We start from the raw sequence: 19,028 nt of genomic DNA on the forward strand, positions 1-19,028 counted from the left end.
GCGCCGACGCCTGTCGTCGGCAAGGGGAGTAGACCCATGAGCGGCTTTGCAGCGGTCATCGAGCTGGCGACGCTGGACGGAACGGACGGCTTCCAGATCAGCGGCGAGGCCCTCGACGACTATAGCGGCCATTCTGTCGCGTCGGCGGGCGATATCAATGGCGACGGCTATGATGACTTGATCATCGGCGCTGGGAACGCCGATCCGAATGGGGTCAACTCCGGTGCGGCCTATGTCATCTTCGGCAAGGCCGGAGGCTTTCCGGCCGAACTCGACCTCTCTGCGCTCGACGGAACGAACGGTTTCCAGATCAATGGCGAGGCGACCGCGGACTTTGCAGGCTTTTCAGTCGCCTCGGCGGGAGACGTCAACGGCGATGGCTACGACGATCTGATCATTGGCGCCGTGCAAGCCGGTGCGGTCGATGTGGGGGCCAGTTATGTGGTGTTCGGCAAGGCGTCGGGCTTCGCCGCCAATCTGAACTTGTCGACGCTGAACGGAATCAACGGTTTCAAGATCACCGGTGAGGCGAATTCCGACCACAGCGGCCAATCCGTCGCCTCGGCCGGCGACATCAACGGCGACGGCTACGATGACGTGATCGTCGGCGCCGCTTATGCGGACTCGAACGGCGTCAATGCGGGCGCCACCTATGTGGTGTTCGGCAAAGCTGCGGGATTTGCCGCGGAAATCAATCTTTCCAGTCTCAACGGCGTGAACGGCTTCCAGATCACCGGCGAGGCGGCCAACGACAAGAGTGGATGGTCAGTCGCCTCGGCGGGCGACGTCAACGGCGATGGATATGCTGACCTGATCATCGGCGCCCGTGACGCTGATCCGCACGGCAGCAACTCGGGCGCAGCCTATGTGGTGTTGGGCAAGGCCGGAGGGTTCGCCGCCAACCTGGACCTGTCTTCCTTGGATGGGACGAACGGCTTCCAGGTCAATGGCGAAGCGTTCGGGGATTCGGCTGGCTATTTCGTTGCCTCGGCGGGTGACGTCAACGGCGACGGCTATGGCGATGTGATCATCGGAGCCCTGTACGCGGATCCGAACGGCGCCGATTCCGGCGCCAGCTATGTGTTGTTCGGTAAGGCCGGGGGCTTTGGAGCCAACTTCGAGCTGTCCACCCTCGACGGGACCAATGGCTTCCAGATCAGCGGGGAGGCCGCGGGCGATTTCAGTGGCCGCGCCGTCAACGCGGCGGGAGACGTCAATGGCGACGGGTACGACGATCTGATCATCGGCGCTCCGGGCGCGGATCCAAACGGCAACGCCTCGGGCGCCGGCTATGTGATGTTCGGCAAGGCCGCAGGATTCGCGGCCAACCTCGATCTGTCCACGCTCGATGGGACCAACGGCTTCAAGATTGATGGCGAGGCCACATTGGACGACGCAGGCGCTTCCGTCGCCTCAGCGGGCGATCTCAACGGCGATGGAGTCGACGACCTGATCGTCGGCGCCACGCGCGCGAGCCCTCACGGCACCGCCTCTGGCGCCAGCTATGTGATTTTCGGTAGAGCCTCCGCTCCGCCGGTGGTTCCGCCGGTGAACGGCACGGGCGGCCCGGACACGCTGAACGGCACGGCGGGAGATGACACGCTGAACGGTCTCGGCGGCAACGACAAGTTGAACGGCTTTGGCGGGAACGACACGCTGACGGGTGGCGACGGGGCCGACCGCCTGGACGGCGGCGACGGCGCCGACACCCTGAGCGGCGGAGCCGACAACGACACACTGGACGGCGGAACCGGCGCGGACGCCATGGCCGGCGGGACGGGTAACGATATCTATATCGTCGACAACGCCGGCGACACGACGGTCGAGAAGACGAACGAGGGCTACGACATCGTCCGCAGCTCGGTCACCTGGACCCTGGCCGGTAACATCGAGGGACTGCAGTTGCAGGGCTCGGGCAATATCGGCGGGACGGGCAACAGCCTGGCCAACAACATCCAGGGCAACAGCGGCAACAACACGCTGCATGGCGGCGACGGGACCGACACGATCGACGGCGGCGACGGCGTCGACAAGATCTATGGCGACGCGGACGGAGATATCCTCAGCGGCGGCTTGGGCAATGACATCGTCGATGGTGGCGAGGGCAACGACAAGCTCGACGGGGGCGACGGCAACGACAAGCTCTTTGGCGGCAACGGCAACGACGCCCTTATCGGCGGCCTGGGCGCCGATCATATGGAAGGCGGGGCGGGCAACGACAACCTCACCGGCGGCGACGGCAATGACAGCCTGGACGGCGGTGCGGGCAACGATGCGATGAGCGGCGGGCTGGGCAACGACGTCTACTTCGTCGACGGCATGTTCGACACGGCGACCGAGGCGGCGAACGAGGGCTTTGACATCGTCCGCAGCTCGGTGACCTGGACCCTGGGCGGCAACTTCGAGGGTCTGGAGTTGCAAGGCTCGGCCAACCTCAACGGGACGGGCAACGCCCTGGCCAATCAGCTGACGGGCAACAGCGGCGCCAATATCCTGTCGGGTCTGGGCGGGGTCGACACCATCGACGGCGGCGACGGCGTTGACCGGATCATCGGCGGGACCGGCAACGACATTCTGAGGGGCGGGACCGGCGCGGACACCTTCGCCGTGCTGCAGGAGAGCGTGGGCAATCTCACTCTGGAGATCGATGCGATCCTCGACTTTTCCACGGCTCAGGGTGACAGGCTCGATCTTTCGGCCATTGACGCCAACAGCTTGGTCGGGGGCGACCAGGCCTTCAGCCTTGTGTTGAGCTTCGGCCATCACGCCGGCGAGATGACCCTCAACTTCAGCGGCGCGACCACCACACTGAGTCTCGATGTCAACGGCGACGGCCTTGCCGACTACCAGTTGCGCATCAATGGCGACGTTACGGGCGACAGCGCAGGCTGGCTTCTCTAGGCCAAAACCCACGCCGACTAGTTCGGTGTAGGGAGCCCGCGACCCCTTCACGGAAATGTTGGCGCGCACCGCGCCAAAAGTTTGCGAAATCGACCCAAATTGGGTCAGACCCCGATTGCGGGGTCGCCCATTCTGGGTCCTAACTCCCGGCCGGGGGGTGGCGTCGCCGCGCAATCGGCGCGTCGTCGGGGAGATAGCAGAGTCCGTCTACGGCCGCGCCTGGCGCGCCAGGGCCCTGTTGTCTGGTCGGTCGTCCGGCGGACGATCGACCACCTCCCGCTCAATTTCGCCGCTTGCAGTTCGGCGTCAACGCACGGTGGTCTGTCATGAACGATGACATCCTGGCCCAGCCGGGTTCACGGATATTCGCCTACTTCACGGCCGAGTTCATGCTGCGGGCGGCGTCCAGCATCGCGGTGGCCTTCGACCACGACTATGAGTCGGCCATCCTGTTCCTGTCGGTGACCACCCAGAACAGCCAGAACATCATGCTCAAGCGCGACCTGCGCGCCCGCTACGCCAGCCTGTCGACCCCCATCGATCCCGAACTGATGACCCCGGTCAGCCGCTCGGCCCTGTCGCGCTCGACCGGCCTGCCGCGCGAGACGGTGCGGCGCAAGATCGGCAAGCTGATCGACCGGGGCCTGATCGTCGATACCCCCCGCGGCCTGATCGTGCCGCGCTATGTGACCGACAGCCCGGCCTACGCCCAGGTCCTGGGCCCCCAGGCCGACAACCTGCGCCGGCTGTTCAGCATGATCGGCGACCTTCTGGACGCCGCGCCGGAGCGGGCCGAGGAGATGGTGGCCTAATCCACCGTCGTGAGGATGTGCGGCCCGTCGCTCATGCTCGCCAGGGCCCGCGCCGCCCGCATGAAACCGTTGGAGTCGGGGACCTGGAAATGGGCGTCCAGCGCCGCCCGGTCGGCCCATTCCTCGTAGAAGAACAGCCGCAGCGGGTCCTCGGCGTCGACATAGGCGTTGTGGCGGATGCAGCCCGGCTCGGCGCGGGAGCGGCGGCTGTGGTCCAGGCAGGCCTGGAGCAGAGCCTCGAAGCTGTCTTCACGGGCGGTCAGCGAGCCGGTGACGATGATCATGAGCCAAGCGCCCCTCAGTTGTTCGCGTCGTCGTTAATGCAATCTTCGCCCTGATCGAACACCGTTAGCTGTGAGAGCAGGGGCAAGGAACCGGCCAAGTATGCCTTGGGGCCTGGGATTCGACGACGGCTTTGACGCCGTCGCGTGCGAGACGCGCCGCCTGGCCCCCGCCCGGGCCGGCGCCGCCGTGGTCGTGGCCTTCCTGGCGGCCATCAATATGGGCCTGATGGTCGGACTGGTCTGGGGCGGTTTCGCCCTGGCCTGCGAGCTGTGGACCTGGATCGCCGCCACCCCCCAGGCCCAGGGCCGCGCCACCAACGCCCACCGCTGGCACTTCCTGGTCACCGGCCTGGCCTTCGGCGCCCTGTGGGTGAGCCTGGCCAGTCTCTACTGGACCGGCTTCAAGCCCGGCTTTCAGTTCGACGCCCTGCTGGTCTGGGCCGGGGTGCTGCTCAACGGCATCAGCTTCGCCTTCCGCTCCCGCCTGGGCCTGGCCCTTTTCGCCGCCCCGATGGCGCTGGCCATGGTCATCGAGCCACTGCTCGTGCCGCGCTATCACGGCATTCAGCAACTGACCGTGGTGGTCGGGGCCCTGACCCTGGTCGCCTATGGCTTCATCTGCGCCAACCAGAACCTGCAGGCCGCCAGGGCCCTGGCCGAAACCCAGGCCTTGCTCAAGGAACAGAAACAGGCGGCCGAGACCGCCAGCCAGGCCAAGTCCGCCTTCCTGGCCATGATGAGCCACGAGCTGCGCACCCCGATGAACGGGGTGCTGGGCATGGCCCATGCGCTGCAGACCACGCCGCTGGACGCCCGTCAGCAGGACTATGTGCGCACCGTGATCCGCTCGGGCGATGTGCTGATGGCCATCCTCAACGACATCCTCGACCTCTCCAAGATCGAGGCCGGCCGGCTGGAACTGGAGGCCGCGCCGTTCGACCTGCGCGACCTGGCGGCCCGGGTCTGCGATCTCTGGACGCCCTCGACCGCCGACAAGGGGCTGACGCTTGAGCTAAAGGTCGATCCGGCCGCCGCCCACTGGGTGGTCGGCGACGCCATGCGGGTTCGGCAGATCCTGCTGAACCTGGTCTCCAACGCCGTGAAGTTCACCGACCAGGGCGCCATCACTCTGGCCATCGAGGCCGATCCCGACGGGCGTGTGGCGCTGTCGGTCCGCGACACCGGCATCGGCATTCCGCGCGATGTGCAGAAGCGCCTGTTCCAGAGCTTCACCCAGGCCGATGTCTCGACCAGCCGAATCCACGGCGGCACCGGGCTTGGACTGTCGATCTGCCGGCGCCTGGCCGAACTGATGGGCGGCGACATCGCCCTGACCAGCACGCTTGGCCGCGGCTCGACCTTCCGGGTCACCCTGCCGCTGGCGCTTGCCCCGGTCCCGGGCGCCGCCGAGGCCCAGGCCGGCCCGGCCGCCGAGCCCGCCCGCGCCATCAAGGTGCTGGTCGTCGACGACCATCCCACCAACCGCGCCGTCGCCGCCGCCCTGTTGGGCGCGGTCGGGGCGGACGTCGCCAGCGCCGCTGACGGCCTGGAGGCGCTCGACCTTTTGATGGGCGAACGGTTCGACCTGATCCTGATGGACATCCACATGCCGCGCCTGGACGGGGTGGAGACCCTGCGCCGCATCCGGGCCGGCGAGGGCCTCGCCGCCGATGCGGTGGTGGTGGCCCTGACCGCCGACGCCATGACCGGCGAGCGCGAGCGGCTGCTGGGCCTGGGCTTCGACGACTACCTCTCCAAGCCGATCCAGCCGGCGGCGCTGCTGGACGTGGTGGCGCGGCTGAGCGAAGCCACACAGGGTGAGGACGGGGCGCGGCTTTCCGCCTAACTTGCCGTTATGAGCAAGACCTACCGCATCGCCGTCATCGGCCTTGGCCAGCGCATCGCCCACGTCCTGGCCGCCATGGTCGAGACAGGCTGGAACCTCGAACTGGCCGGCCATGTCGACCCGGCCCCCATCGGCCAGCCCGTCCTCGAGGCTGCCGGCATCCCGATGGGCCGCCCGTTCGAGAGCCCGCAAGCCCTGCTGGCCGCCGGGCCGTTCGACCTGGTGATGATCGGCTCGCCCAACCATCTGCATCTGGAGCATCTGGAGGCCGCCTTCGCCGCCGGCTACCCGATCTTCGCCGAGAAACCCATCGTCCGCACCGAGGCAGAGACGTTCGAGCTGGCCCGGCGTCTGGCCGGCGCCGATGTCCCGCCGCTCTATATCGGCCTGGTCATGCGCTCCATGCCCATCGTCCGCGAGACGATCGCCCGCGTGGACAGCGGCGAACTGGGACGGCTGGTGTCGATCGACGCCACCGAGCACCTGCCGCCCGAGCACGGCGGCTACCTGGCCCGCAACTGGCGGCGGCTGCAGGGCTATGGCGGCTCCTACCTGCTCGACAAGGTCTGCCACGACTTCGATATCTTCGCCCGGCTGACCGGGGCGCGACCCGCCAGGGTGGCCAGCTTCGGCGGCAAGCGCATCTTCGATTCCAGCCGGGTGGACGTCCCCCGTCACTACGACAACGGCGAGGCCGCCTACACCCTGCGCGACGCCGGCTGGTCGGCGGCCAATGACAGCTTCCAGTCCGACATGGACGTCACCGACCACCAGACCGCCATCGTCGAATACGACAACCAGGTGCGGCTATCGTTCCACTCCAACACCCATGTCGCCCTGCAGGAGCGGCGCTGGTACGTGGCCGGCGCCGACGGGACGCTGATCGCCGACCTGGTGCGCAACCGCCTGATGGTCCGCCGCGTGCTGGACCGCAGGAAGCCTGAGCGCATCGACTACGCCAGCCGGACGGATGACAACCACAACGGGGCCGACCAGGCGATGGCCGTGGATCTGCTGGCGGCGCTGCAGGGGAGGGCGGCGTTCCCGGTGACTCCGGCGGATTCCATGGAGGCGGGGCTGACGGTGATGGCCATCGACCGGGCGATGGAGACCGGGCAGGTAGTCGACTGCGGGCCGATGTGGGCGGCGTATGACGAGGCTGCCAAAAGATAGAACCCTTCCTCCTCGATGGAGGAAGGGCAGGGTTGGTGGTGTGCGCTCGGTGTATGGGCGAAAAGCTCAGGGTGGCGACCACGCCTCCCCGCGTTCTTCCGGAAACGCTGTGCCATCACCACCATCCCCAACCCTTCCTCCATCGAGGAGGAAGGGAGCTCAGGAAAATTCAGCGACTGCGTTCAATCGTCCCCAACTGCGGCTGAACGAACCGGCGGGCTTGGCTTTTGGCATGGCCGTCAACCACCGCGCCTCGGCAGCATCGGCTTCGCGCCAGCAGACTACCATCGCAGCCTTCAGGTCCTCCGCCCCAGCCATCCGCGTCACGAACGACGCCTCCAGGGCATCCCGTTCCGCCGCGATCGCCGCCAGCGCCGACGGAAAATCGCCCAGCGCCGCGCGATGCAGCCGCTCGTGTCGCCACCAGCGGCTGTCGTCAGTCTTGTCGGTCGGGAACAAGCCCTGATCCGGCAGGCCGGTCTCGAACATCACCGGCTTGAAGACACTCAGGCATGGCGCCGATGAGCCCGTCACCCAATGGATCGTCCGCCCCGGCGTCAGGTCGCTGACCAGCGAGCCGACGCTCTGGCTGCGCCTCGGACCTTCGGCGGCATGCATGCAGATCGTGCGGCCCACCGTGTCCGCCGGATGCCAGTCAGTCCCGACCTCGCCGTGGTCGCGCAGGATGGCCATCATGGCCAGCGGGTCCATCCGACCGCGCCGGGCCTCGAGCAGCGCCTGGCCTCGCGCGCAGCGGCCACGGCCGTGGCTGATGGAATCTCGGGCGACGTCCAGCAGACGGTCGGCGATCCGCAGGCGGCCGTTTTCCAGCCAGCCGCGCGTGCGGGCTTCCTCGATCAGGGCCGGGCTGATCTGGTCGTAGTCATCCTGGATCGACAAGGCGTTCGACAGCGACCGCAGCGGCGGAGCGGTCTGGATCGCCCACCACCTGCCCACCGTCTCCAGCACCAGCGCCTCGCTCCGGTCGGCGATGATGAAGCTGTTGTGGTAGTAGAACCGGCCCAGGTGGCCACAGTCGCCGCCCTGGCCGTGGGTCTCCAGCAACCCGACGATGACCTCGGCCGCCTCCCGCGCCGTCGCCCCGCGCTCCAGCCCCAGCCGCACCAGGTCCATGCCGATCAGCGCCCGCCGCCGGCTGGGCGGGACGATGGCGTGGACCGCCTCATTGCCGATGACGACGCCATGCTCGTTGGCCCCCATCTCCGCGCCCCACATCCAGAAGGGCCGGCTGATCAGGACCGAGTGGGTGCGCCGGGCCTGGGGGATGGCGATGTAGGTCGCCCGCAGCACCGCCCCGGCCGGATGCTCGGCGGCCGGATGCAGTTCCAGCCCCTGGGCCTCGTTGCGCTCGCGGTCGCTGTTCTTGCCGAACACCACTGCCCCGGTCGCCGTGGCCGGGGGCAGGGCGACCAGGGTGTCGCACATATCGCTAGAGACGCTTGGGGATGACCGTGGGCAGGGACTCGTAGCCCTTCACGAAGCTGGAGAGCACCCGCCTGGGCGCGCCGGTCACCTGGATTTCGGGGAACCTCGCCAGGATCTCTTCCCAGATGATCTTCAGCTGCAACTCGGCCAGGCGGTTGCCCACGCATCGGTGGATGCCGAAGCCGAACGACAGGTGCTGGCGCACCCGCGGCCGCTCGATCCAGTAGTCGTTGGGGCGGTCGATGACCTCTTCGTCGCGGTTGCCCGAGACGTACCACATCACGACCTTGTCGCCCTTCCTGATCAGCTTATCGCCCAGCGCGATGTCGCGGGTGGCGTTGCGGCGCATGTGGGCCAGCGGGGTCTGCCAGCGGATGGTCTCGGAGACCATAGACGGGATCAGGCCGTGGTCGGCCTTCAGCTTGTCGTACTGGTCGCGGTTTTCGTTCAGGGCCAGGATCGAGCCGGTGATGGTGTTGCGGGTGGTGTCGTTGCCGCCGACGATCAGCAGGATCAGGTTCCCCAGATACTCCATGCGGTCCATGTTCCGCGTCGACTCGCCATGGGCCAGCATCGAGATCAGGTCGTTGCGCGGCGGCTCGTTCACCCGCTGGTTCCACAGGCCCATGAAGTATTCGGCGCATTCCAGCAGCTCGGCTCGGCGCGCCTCCTCGCTCTCGACCAGGCCGCTCTCGGGGTTGGCGGTGGCGACGTCCGACCAGCGGGTCAGCTTGCGCCGCTCCTCCCAGGGGAAGTCGAACAGGGTGGCCAGGGTCATGGTGGTCAGCTCGACCGAGACCTTGTCGACCCAGTCGAACTCCTCGCCGATCGGCAGATTGTCGAGGATGGCGCCGGCCCGCTCGCGGATCACCGGCTCCATGGCCTGCAGGTTGAACGGGGCCACGATGGGGCTGACCGTCTTGCGCTGCACGTCGTGCTTGGGCGGGTCCATGGCGATGAACATCGGCAGCCTAAAGTCGTCCTTCGGGTCGGCGATGGTGATCGAGGGCTGCGAGGAGAAGGCCTCGTGGTTGGTGTCCACGGCCATGATGTCGTTGTACTTCGTCACCGACCAGTAGGGGCCGAACTGGTGCTCGGTCTGCAGGTGGACGGGGTTTTCCTTCCGCAGCCGCTCGAAGTAGGGCCACATGGTGTTGTCGCGGAAGAGGTACGGATCGGCCGGATTGATCTGGTCCAGCGGCATCGACCAGGCCTTCTCCCGGGCTTCGTCCAGATGCACGGCGCCGTCGCTCATGATCGTCTCTCCATCCCATAGGGGCGCCGGCTGGCCGCCAGTCTCGATTAGCTACCAGCATCCTCCAAAATGACGGTGGCGTCACGCAAGAATGGGGGGCTGCGCGGACGATTTCGTCCGAGCGGACGGGCTCGAAGAAATCACCACGAACAACACGAACAACACGAACGCGACCGCGCCGTCCTGAGCTTCGGCCCGAAGGGTCTTTTGAGGGGGCTCGGCCTTCGGCCATCAGGCCGCGTTCGTGTTGTTCGTGTTGTTCGTGGTGAAACCTTCCTTTGACGCCCCCAGCCTCTCGGGTGAAACTCTCCCCAACAAACAAGAAGACGAGGAAACGCCATGGCCTATGCGACCGGTCGCCTGGTGCACGACGCCGACAGCCATCTGATGGAGCTGCCGGACTGTCTCGATCCATTCTTCGATAAGCGGCTGCTCAAGCGGTTCCACGACCTGCCCTACTATCAGAAGAAGCTCGGCCAGGCCGGCTGGGCCGACAAGGCCCGTCAGCGCCAGAGCGACGCGGAATTCCGGGCCGGCGACGCCGACAACATCCTGCTGCGCAAGAATTACGAGGCCCTGGGCGCCTTCACGCCCGCCGACCGGCCCAAGGCGCTGGACCTGCTGGGCTTCGCCAGCCAGCTGGTGTTCACGACCTTCTGCCTGAGCAATTTCGGCCTCGACCAGGGCGATGACCTGGAGCTGGCCTACGCCGCCGCCGAGGCCCACAACCGGATGATGGTCGACTTCTGCGCCGTCGACCGCCGCTTCCTGGCCACCGCCTACATCCCGCTGGAAGACTGCGCCCGGGCCATCGAGACGGCCCGAAGGGCCATCGCCATGGGGGCCAAGGGGCTGATGATCCCCTCGCGCCATCCCCAGCATCACTCGCCCAGCCATATCGGCTTCGATCCGCTCTGGGCGATGGCCCAGGAGGCGGGGCTGCCGATCCTGTTCCACGTCGGCGGCGAGGAGAAGCTGCACGCCCCCTATTTCGAGAACGGCCTGCCGCGGGTGAAGGACTTCCACGGTGGCGAGGAGAACTTCACCTCGGTCAGCTTCATGGCCATCCCGGGCAGCGTGCAGCAGACCCTGGCGGCGCTGATCTTCGACGGCGTGCTGGACCGTTTCCCGCGCCTCAAGTTCGGGGCCATCGAACTGGGCGCCTCATGGCTGCCCAGCTGGATGCGGTTCATGGACAGCGGCGCGGCGGCCTTCATCCGCAACGAGGAGCGGCTGCAGAAGCTGTCGGCCAAGCCCAGCGAGATCGTCCGCCGCCAGGTCCGCGTCACCCCCTACCCGCACGAGGACACGGGCTGGATCATCGCCAACAGTGGCCCCGAATGCTGCCTGTTCTCCAGCGACTTCCCCCACGTGGAGGGCGGCCGCAATCCGTTGAAGCGCTTCGACGACAGCCTGGCCGGAGCCCCGCCGGCCTCGGTGGCCGCCTTCTATGCCGACAACTTTGTCGACCTGATGGGCGAGGGGTTGGCTGAGGACCTGCGACGGCCGGCGATGGAGGCGGCGGCCTGAGCAGGCTTGCCCTCGGGGGCCGAAGCGGGTTCGACTGTCCCTAGATGCGGGAACGCCGGGGGAATGGGCCTATGAGCGCGGCGTCTGAACCGCTGTCGACCCAGAACATCGGCGAGGCGCTGCGGCAGACCGCGCCGCTGCTGCCGCGGCTGATCCTGGCGGGCCTGCTGCTGGTCGTCGCCCCAGAATGGCCGTTGGACACAGCGTCTGGCTACCTCGTCCAGGCCGGCATGCCCGTCTGGCTGTCCGGTATCGCGAATGTGCTGGCAAAGGGCGGCTTGCAGGGCCTCTATGTCGGTGTCGTCGCCATCCTGCTGGCGCCCCGCCTGGGGCTGGTTGCCGCCGTCAAGCCGGTCGACCGCCACGCCGGCTGGATCGGCTGGATCGCCGTCGTTCTGGTCGCCGGTGTGCTGAAGACGCTGATCATCTCCATGGGCCTCATCCTGCTGGTGATCCCCGGAGTCATCGCCAATTGCATGCTGTTCATCGTCCTACCGGTCGCCGCCCTGGAGCGTCGCGACCCCGGTGAGGCCATCACCCGCAGCCGCGAGCTCACCCGCGATTATCGGTTCGGTATTTTCGGCGTTCTGCTGGTTCTCGGCATCGCCGTCACCGTGTTCGGCTTCGCCGGCATGGTCGGCTTCGGCGGCATGAGCGGCTTTCAGGAGGCCCGGCTGCAGCCCGGCTACAGCTATGGCTATGAGCCCCTCATCAACCTCGTCTACGCCACCCTGCTGGCTGTGCTGCAGACCAGCTTCTATGTCCGCCGGGCGCTACGCACCTCCGCGGGCGCTCAGTCGGTGGCGGCGGTCTTCGACTAGAGATGACCGTCCGGTTGCGCCCCTACCACGCGGAAGACCTGGGCGCCCTCTACGCCATCTCCCTGGCCACCGGGGACAGCGGCCAGGATGCCGGGAGCCTGCATGCGGACCGCCGGATGATCGGCCACATCTATTCGGCCCCCTATGCGATCCTCAGCCCGGAAACGGCCCTGGTGGCCGAGGACGAGCAGGGCGTCGGCGGCTATATCGTCGGGGTGGCGGACACCCGCGCCTTCGAGGCCCGGCTGGAACAGGACTGGTGGCCTGACCTGCGCCGCCGCTATGCCGATCCGCAAGGGTCGCCGCCGGAAAGCTGGACGGCGGACCAGCGGCGGGCCTGGCTGATCCACCATCCCTTCGCCACGCCCGACTATGTGGTCGGCGCCTTCCCGGGTCACCTGCACATGAACCTGTTGCCGCGCCTGCAGGGCCGGGGGGTGGGGACCGCGCTGCTGAACCGCTGGCTCGCCGAGATCGACCCATCAGGCGGCCTGCATGTCGGGGTCAGCCGGGACAATCTGGCAGGACTAGCCTTCTGGCGGGCCAGAGGGTTCGAACCCATCGCCAGGCCCGCCGGCGCGCGGGCCGGCGGGGCCCACTGGCTGGGGCTGGCGCGGGACTGACCCGGCCGGCCTGCGGCGCTCGCGGGGCGGGGGCGGAGCGCCGGGTACGCTGACCCAGCGCAGCCAGGCCGCCAGCTTCCGTTCGAACTCGGCCGCCTCGCGCGAGGCCCCATCGCAAGTACCGCCACTTTGCATGCCGGCAGGCTGGCGGATTTCGGACCCGGCGTGCGTGATCGCGGTCACGGGCCGTTGCCCGCCGCCCGCCGGCGACGCAGTCTTCGCCCATGCCGCTGCAGAACCGCGTCGATCCGTTCAGCGCCCTGAACGCCGTTCCCGCCCGGGGGACTCTGACCGGCAACCGCGGCTGCCTGCATGACGAGGCGCGGCGCATCCGGCCCGGCCGGACCTGGCGCTCGCGGCGCTGGATCTCCTGCCGGCTGGACTGGAAGGGCTGGCGGCGGGTGGTGATGACACCGAACCGCTGGACCGAGCTGTTCTTCCTGGACGAGGCGACGGCGCTGGCCGCCGGCCACCGGCCCTGCGCCTACTGCCGCCGCGAGGCGTTCGAGCGGTTCCGGGCCGCCCTGGCAGCCGGCAATCCGGGGCGGATTTCGGCGACGCCGGGGGTCGATGAGATCGACCGCCTGCTGCACGCCGACCGGCTGACCGGGGCGGGAACCCAGCAGCGCCATGAGGGCTGCCCCGCCGAACTGCCGGATGGGGCGATGTTCGAGCATGACGGCCGGGCCTGGCTCAAACAGGCCGGCGCGGTCCGGCCCTGGAGCTTCGAGGGCTATGGCGACTCCCAGCCGCAGCCCGCCTCGGCCGTGTCGGTTCTGACGCCGCGATGCCTCGTCGCGACCCTCGGAGCAGGCTATGCTCTGGACCTGTGAAGGCGGGGCGTTGCATGGCTGAGCGGGTTCGAGGGTTTGCGGCGGTTATGGCCGCCACGCTGCTGGCCGCCGCCTGCGCGCCGGCCAAGCCGCCTGCGCCGCCGCCCAAGCCGGTCCCCGAACCGCCGCAGGCGACGCCGTCGGCCCAGGCGCTGGGACCGGTCCGCATCATCGAGCCGATCTGCGCCAGGCCGCCGGCCAATGGCGATATCCTGATGGGCGCGGTCTCGCCTCAGGGGCGGCACTTCTACGAGATCACCAACCAGACGGACGCCAATGCCGTGGTCAAGATCCGCACCGGCGATGACGGCCCGCTGGCCGTGGCGGTCTATGTCGCCCCGCACGATCGGGTGCGGATCGGCCCGCTGATCGACGGGGCCTATCGCATGACCTACGCCATGGGTGGCGACCTGGCCCCCGACTGCCGCCGGCTCGACGATCCCAGCGGCTTTGGCCAGTTCCACCGCACCGATGTCCTGGAGACCACCAACGAGGACGGCCTGTCCCAGGGCCAGACGGCGACCTATACCCTGGAAGAGAGCGACGTCGACGGCGGCGACGGCCCTCAGGCGCTGACGGCGGAGAAATACTATGCGCCCTAGGCTCAACCCGGTGGCGTCGGCCCGCGCGGCGCGCTAAATCCGCTGCATGGCCGATCCTGATCGCAAAATCATCGATCTGAACGCCCGCCGGGCCCGCGACGCCGAGCGCCGCCGCGCCGAAGACGAAGCCCGCAAGACCGCCCAGAAGGCCGCCGCCAGCCGCCGGCGCCTGGCTGAACACGGCCCCGTCGCCAGCTACGCGGGCGGGCTGATCGGCCGGATCATCGCCGGGATGGTGCTGGTGGTGGTGGTCGGGTCGGTGGCGCTGATCCTGGCGGCGCGGTTCCTCTAGCGGCGCCGTTGTTGACCCCAGCCGCCGGAACCTGAAATCCTCCCGCCGGCGTCCAGCAGGGGGACTCGCATGAACCAGCCGACCGGCGCCGATCCGCAGCTCACCAACGCCGACCTCGCCCCCACCCAACCGGCCCAGCGCACCTGGACCTGGCGCTCGTTCGCTGCCCTGTGGGTGGGGATGGTGGTCTGCGTGCCGACCTACACCCTGGCCGGCGGACTGGTCAGCACGGGGCTGTCGGCCTGGCAGGCGGTGGGGCTGGTGTTCCTGGGCAACCTGATCGTGCTGGTCCCGATGCTGATCGTCGGCCATGCGGGGGCGCGGTTTGGGCTGCCCTTCCCGGTGCTGCTGCGCTCGGCGTTCGGGCCCAGAGGCGCGCAGCTGCCGGCCCTGGCGCGGGCGCTGGTGGCCTGCGGCTGGTTCGGAATCAACACCTGGCTGGGCGGCTCGGCCATCTATGCGGCCCTGAACATCGTCACCCACGACGCCCTGGCCGGCCCCGCATTGCCGCTGCTGGCCATCAACCTCGCCCAACTCCTCTGTTTCCTGGCCTTCTGGGCCCTGCACATCTGGTTCATCGTCAAGGGGACGGAGTCGATCCGCTGGCTGGAGACCTGGTCGGCGCCCTTCCTGTTGGTCATGGGCCTGGCGCTGCTGGCCTGGGCCTGGCGCAAGGCCGGCGGGTTCGGGCCGATGCTGGCCGCGCCGGCGACCATCGCCCCGGACCAGCTGTGGGGCGCCATGGCCGGGGGCCTGACCGCCATGGTCGGCTTCTGGGCCACCATGGCGCTGAACATCTGCGACTTCACCCGTTTCGCCCGCAGCCAGCGCGACCAGATCATCGGCCAGGCCATCGGCCTGCCCATCCCCATGGCCCTGTTCGCCTTCATCGGGGTGGCGGTGACCTCGGCGACGGTCGCCCTCTATGGCGAGCCGATCTGGAACCCCATCGACCTGGCGGCGAAGATGGGCGGCATGGGGGTGGTGTTGTCGCTGTTCGTGCTGCTGATCGCCACCATCACCACCAACCTGGCGGCCAACGTCGTCTCGCCGGCCTATGACTTCTCCAACCTGGCCCCGGCGAAGATCTCGTTCGTGCAGGGCGGGCTGATCACCGCCGGGCTGGGGATCGCCATCTTTCCGTGGCGACTGATGGAGAGCGCCGGGACCTATCTGTTCGCCTGGCTGGGCGGCTACGGGGCGCTGCTGGGGCCGATCGCCGGCATCCTGGTCTGCGACTATCTGTGGGTGCGGCGCGGTCGCTACGACGTCCCGGACCTGTTCCGCTTCAACGGCCGATATCGCGGGGCCCAGGGCTGGAACCTGGCCGGGGTGACGGCCCTGGCAGTCGGGGTCGCGCCCAACCTGCCGGGCTTCCTGCACACGGTCGGGCTGGCCGATCCGCCGGCGGTGTTCGACAGCCTGTTCCAGTGGGCTTGGTTCATCGGCTTCGGCCTGGCTGCCCTGATTTACGGCCTTCTGATGCATCCCCTGCGGCAAACCACCCCGGCCCCTTGATCTGACCCGCATCCGACGGCACGCTCATCGTCAGTGAACAACAGTCGGTCGGGGGACGGACTCATGAAGCGTTTGATCGCCATCGCCTTTGCGGGCGCGCTGCTGCTGCCGGCCGTCGCCCTGGCCGGCAAGGGCGATGCGGGGCCTTCGCCCCGGTCCTGGGAAATCGCCCGCACCCTGATCCAGCTCAGCGACGGCGAGTTCGAGACCGGCATCCGCCAGGCGGCGGGTGAGGCCTATGACGCCTCCTTCGCCAAGGCCGGCAGCCCGGCCGCCCGCCAGGCCTTCCTGGACCTGGCCCTGCAGGCCATGGCCCAGGTCAAGGGCAAGATGCTGGACGACAGCGTCGATGGCCTGGCCCGCGGCCTGACCCAGGACGAGCTGGAACAGTATCTGGCCTTCCAGCAGAACCCGGCGGTGGCGCGCCTGCGCGAGCATCAGGTCGAGCTTCGCGCCGCCTACGCCCGCTCCGAAAACGACGGCCGCGCCTATCTGGCCACCATCCTCAGCCAACCCGAGCAGGACCAAGTCAGCGCCATGCTGCGCGATCCGGCCTACCTGTCCTTGCAGGCCAAGGTGCGCAAGCTGTCCACCGCCCTGGGCGGCCCCTACGGCGAGGAGCAGGCTTCGACCTTCGCGGCGTTGCTGAAGCAGGAGTGCGGGACGCATCCGGACTACCCGTGGTGCGCCGATCCCACCACCGCCAGCACGGGTAACTGAGCCGGGGCTAAACGCGGCTCCGCGCTCTCCTCGCCCCTAGGGCGAGGTGGCCCGGAGGGCCGGAGTGGGGAGCGACTACAGCACACAACAAAAGGCGTTCCCCTCACTGCTGCACCTCATCCTGGGTATACGTGCCGGGCGTGCTCCCCACTCCGTCAGCTTCGCTGCCACCTCGCCCTAGGGGCGAGGAGAGGGCGGGGGCCGGTCGATGGCCAAGTGCGGCCAAGGGGCGCTTGCATCCCTGGTGGGCCCAGGCCACGTTCCCGCCCATGCCCCTCGACATCGATTTCGTCCGCGCCCAGTTCCCGGCCTTTTCCGAACCCTCGCTGCAGGGCCAGGCCTTCTTCGAGAACGCCGGCGGCTCCTATGCCTGTGGCCAGGTCATCGACCGGCTGACCCGCTTCTACCGCCAGCGCAAGGTGCAGCCCTATTCGGCCTATGAACCCTCGCGGCTGGGCGGCGAGGAGATGGATGAGGCCCGCGCGCGTCTCGCGGCCCTGATGGGGGTGGAGACCGACGAGGTCAGTTTCGGGCCCTCGACCAGCCAGAACACCTATGTCCTGGCCCAGGCGTTCGGCCAGCATCTGAAACCCGGCGACGCCGTCATCGTCACCAACCAGGATCATGAGGCCAATTCCGGCCCCTGGCGGCGGCTGGCCGAGCGGGGGATCGAGATCCGCGAATGGGCGCTGGAACCGGAAACCGGCCATCTCCCCCTCGAAGGCCTCAAGGCGCTGCTCGACGACAGGGTCAGGCTGGTCTGCTTCCCCCACTGCTCCAACATCGTCGCCGAGATCAATCCGGTCGCCGAGATCGCCGCCCTGGCCCATGCCGCCGGCGCGGTGGTCTGTGTCGACGGGGTCTCCTACGCCCCGCACGGCCTGCCGAACGTCGCGGCGCTGGGGGCCGACATCTATCTGTTCTCGGCCTACAAGACCTACGGCCCCCACCAGGGGATCATGGTTATCCGCCGCGCCCTGGCCGAGGCCCTGCCCAACCAGGGGCACTATTTCAACGCCGGCGATCTCTGCAAGCGCTTCACCCCCGCCGGCCCCGACCACGCTCAGATCGCCGCCTGCGCCGGCATGGCCGACTATGCCGAGGCCCTCTACGCCCATCACGGCGGCCCGGCCGGCGCGGGGCCCACAGAGCGCGCCGCCTTCGTCCATGACCTGATGCGGGCCCATGAGACGGCGCTGCTGCAGCCGCTGCTCGACTTCATCGGCGCCAAAAACTCGGTCCGGCTGCTGGGCCCCCGCCAGGCCGCCGGCCGCGCGCCGACCGTGGCCATGGTCCTGGCCGGGCGGGGCGGGGAGGCGGCCGCGCGCCTGGCCGCCAAGGGGATCATGACCAGCGGCGGCAGCTTCTATGGCGTGCGCTGCCTGGCCGCCCAGGGCGTCGATCCCGACCACGGGGCGCTGCGGGTCAGCTTCGTCCACTACACGGCGCCGTCCGAGGTCGAGAAGCTGATCGCGGCGCTCGACGAGGCGCTTTAGCGCATCAGCACCAGCTGCGGCGTGGCGTCCGGCCCGCACCAGACGAAGCCGTTCTGGCGGAAGGCTTCCGCCAGCCGCTTGGCCTCGTCCAGCGAAAGCCCCAGGGCCAGGGTCGAGCGCTCCGGCGGCCAGGCGCCGCTGGGGTCGGCGCCCCAGCCGGGCGCCACCACCGGGGCGACGCCGGCCAGCCTGGCGTCCAGCGCCGCCTGGGCCGCCGCGTTGGCTTCCGGCGGGGCGATCCGGCTGTAGGGGTTCCAGGCGCTGAGATAGGCGGCGCTGGTCACGCCCGCCGCCTCGTAGAGCCGCGCCAGGTCACGCGAGGGCCGCCCGATCTTCAGCACGAAGACGCCGCTGGGCCAGTCGACGCGATAGTCCGTCGCCTCGTAGGCCGCCAGGGTCTCTTGATCGATCTGGGTCACGCGCCGGCTCCGCTCAAAGGACCGACGCCGCCCGCTTGGTTGCGCGGCCCTAGAAGGGAGCGCCCCATCCGCTTTCGCGAAGACCACCTTGCCCGGGAGGCAGGTTGGCGTGGGCGTCGGCCCAGCTCTTGATGTGGCGGCGGCTATCGGCGAGCGGGGACGGGAAGTCAAGCGCTCCCGACCCCGGCCCGCCTATTGCAGGTGTTTGCGCACGCTCAGCGGCCGCATGTCGGTCCAGACCTCCTCGATATAGGCCAGGCACTCGGCCCGGGTCCCGGTCTTGCCGGCGTCGTTCCAGCCCAGCGGATTGTCACGGTCGGCGGGCCAGATCGAATACTGCTCCTCATGATTGACGACCACCTTGTAGACGGTGGTGTCTTCGCGCTCGTCCCGGCTGGGCATTGGAGGCCTCCCTACTCAGGTTTCGGCGACTATAGGCCGGGCCGCCCACCGGCCA

18 protein-coding genes and 1 riboswitch are annotated in these 19,028 nt (G+C 68.6%); of the genes, 13 read left to right on the plus strand and 5 right to left on the minus strand.

What is annotated here, in order from left to right:
- Positions 1 to 36 precede the first annotated feature (36 nt).
- A complete protein-coding gene (locus QO010_RS09575) occupies positions 37 to 2,901 on the plus strand; it encodes an FG-GAP-like repeat-containing protein (RefSeq protein WP_307348561.1) in 2,865 nt (954 codons plus the stop codon).
- A gap of 326 nt (positions 2,902 to 3,227) precedes the next feature.
- Positions 3,228 to 3,713, plus strand: coding sequence for a hypothetical protein (locus QO010_RS09580; RefSeq protein ID WP_307348563.1), 486 nt, complete (start codon positions 3,228 to 3,230; stop codon positions 3,711 to 3,713).
- Here the strand turns inward: QO010_RS09580 and QO010_RS09585 are convergent.
- Positions 3,710 to 3,997, minus strand: coding sequence for a putative quinol monooxygenase (locus QO010_RS09585; protein ID WP_307348565.1), 288 nt, complete (start codon positions 3,995 to 3,997; stop codon positions 3,710 to 3,712). The genes QO010_RS09580 and QO010_RS09585 overlap by 4 nt on opposite strands.
- Before the next feature lie 100 nt (positions 3,998 to 4,097).
- Here QO010_RS09585 and QO010_RS09590 point away from each other — a divergent pair, with 100 nt between their 5' ends.
- Both QO010_RS09590 and QO010_RS09595 read left to right on the plus strand, forming a co-directional pair.
- The gene (locus tag QO010_RS09590) at positions 4,098 to 5,843 is read left to right on the plus strand and encodes an ATP-binding protein (RefSeq protein WP_307348566.1); all 1,746 of its coding nucleotides are present in this window, start codon (positions 4,098 to 4,100) and stop codon (positions 5,841 to 5,843) included.
- A 9-nt stretch (positions 5,844 to 5,852) separates the two neighbouring features.
- Complete coding sequence (locus QO010_RS09595; RefSeq protein ID WP_307348568.1) at positions 5,853 to 7,016, plus strand: Gfo/Idh/MocA family protein; 1,164 nt, start codon at positions 5,853 to 5,855, stop codon at positions 7,014 to 7,016.
- A gap of 159 nt (positions 7,017 to 7,175) precedes the next feature.
- On the opposite strand, the gene QO010_RS09600 is transcribed toward QO010_RS09595, so the two are convergent.
- The gene (locus QO010_RS09600; RefSeq protein ID WP_307348570.1) at positions 7,176 to 8,462 is read right to left on the minus strand and encodes a peptidase C69 family protein; all 1,287 of its coding nucleotides are present in this window, start codon (positions 8,460 to 8,462) and stop codon (positions 7,176 to 7,178) included.
- Between the two features lie 4 nt (positions 8,463 to 8,466).
- The gene (locus tag QO010_RS09605; RefSeq protein ID WP_307348571.1) at positions 8,467 to 9,717 is read right to left on the minus strand and encodes a cytochrome P450; all 1,251 of its coding nucleotides are present in this window, start codon (positions 9,715 to 9,717) and stop codon (positions 8,467 to 8,469) included.
- A 339-nt stretch (positions 9,718 to 10,056) separates the two neighbouring features.
- On the opposite strand from QO010_RS09605, the gene QO010_RS09610 reads away from it, so the two are divergent.
- The 9 genes from QO010_RS09610 (at position 10,057) to QO010_RS09650 (ending at position 18,152) form a co-directional block, all read left to right on the plus strand.
- A complete protein-coding gene (locus QO010_RS09610) occupies positions 10,057 to 11,247 on the plus strand; it encodes an amidohydrolase family protein (RefSeq protein WP_307348573.1) in 1,191 nt (396 codons plus the stop codon).
- A 71-nt stretch (positions 11,248 to 11,318) separates the two neighbouring features.
- Positions 11,319 to 12,068: a hypothetical protein gene (locus tag QO010_RS09615; RefSeq protein ID WP_307348574.1), complete on the plus strand. Its 750-nt coding sequence runs from the start codon at positions 11,319 to 11,321 to the stop codon at positions 12,066 to 12,068.
- A gap of 2 nt (positions 12,069 to 12,070) precedes the next feature.
- The gene (locus QO010_RS09620) at positions 12,071 to 12,691 is read left to right on the plus strand and encodes a GNAT family N-acetyltransferase (protein ID WP_307348576.1); all 621 of its coding nucleotides are present in this window, start codon (positions 12,071 to 12,073) and stop codon (positions 12,689 to 12,691) included.
- A 224-nt stretch (positions 12,692 to 12,915) separates the two neighbouring features.
- Positions 12,916 to 13,524: a hypothetical protein gene (locus tag QO010_RS09625; protein WP_307348577.1), complete on the plus strand. Its 609-nt coding sequence runs from the start codon at positions 12,916 to 12,918 to the stop codon at positions 13,522 to 13,524.
- A gap of 14 nt (positions 13,525 to 13,538) precedes the next feature.
- On the plus strand, positions 13,539 to 14,126 hold the full coding sequence (locus tag QO010_RS09630) for a hypothetical protein (protein ID WP_307348579.1): 588 nt from the start codon (positions 13,539 to 13,541) through the stop codon (positions 14,124 to 14,126).
- Positions 14,127 to 14,172: 46 nt separating this feature from the next.
- Complete coding sequence (locus QO010_RS09635) at positions 14,173 to 14,418, plus strand: hypothetical protein (protein ID WP_307348581.1); 246 nt, start codon at positions 14,173 to 14,175, stop codon at positions 14,416 to 14,418.
- Positions 14,419 to 14,487: 69 nt separating this feature from the next.
- Positions 14,488 to 15,936: an NCS1 family nucleobase:cation symporter-1 gene (locus QO010_RS09640; protein WP_307348583.1), complete on the plus strand. Its 1,449-nt coding sequence runs from the start codon at positions 14,488 to 14,490 to the stop codon at positions 15,934 to 15,936.
- Positions 15,937 to 15,999: 63 nt separating this feature from the next.
- On the plus strand, positions 16,000 to 16,656 hold the full coding sequence (locus QO010_RS09645; RefSeq protein WP_307348584.1) for a hypothetical protein: 657 nt from the start codon (positions 16,000 to 16,002) through the stop codon (positions 16,654 to 16,656).
- Positions 16,657 to 16,925: 269 nt separating this feature from the next.
- Positions 16,926 to 18,152 (plus strand): aminotransferase class V-fold PLP-dependent enzyme, encoded by a 1,227-nt coding sequence (locus QO010_RS09650; RefSeq protein WP_307348586.1) that lies wholly within the window; start codon positions 16,926 to 16,928, stop codon positions 18,150 to 18,152.
- On the opposite strand, the gene QO010_RS09655 is transcribed toward QO010_RS09650, so the two are convergent.
- Both QO010_RS09655 and QO010_RS09660 read right to left on the minus strand, forming a co-directional pair.
- The gene (locus QO010_RS09655) at positions 18,149 to 18,571 is read right to left on the minus strand and encodes a DUF3293 domain-containing protein (RefSeq protein ID WP_307348589.1); all 423 of its coding nucleotides are present in this window, start codon (positions 18,569 to 18,571) and stop codon (positions 18,149 to 18,151) included. The genes QO010_RS09650 and QO010_RS09655 overlap by 4 nt on opposite strands.
- Before the next feature lie 25 nt (positions 18,572 to 18,596).
- A riboswitch (SAM-I-IV-variant riboswitch) is annotated at positions 18,597 to 18,711 on the minus strand.
- A 52-nt stretch (positions 18,712 to 18,763) separates the two neighbouring features.
- Positions 18,764 to 18,973: an MbtH family protein gene (locus QO010_RS09660; protein ID WP_307348591.1), complete on the minus strand. Its 210-nt coding sequence runs from the start codon at positions 18,971 to 18,973 to the stop codon at positions 18,764 to 18,766.
- Positions 18,974 to 19,028: the final 55 nt, after the last annotated feature.

The organism is Caulobacter ginsengisoli, from assembly GCF_030814835.1.
In the GTDB taxonomy this organism is placed as follows: Bacteria; Pseudomonadota; Alphaproteobacteria; order Caulobacterales; family Caulobacteraceae; genus Caulobacter; species Caulobacter ginsengisoli.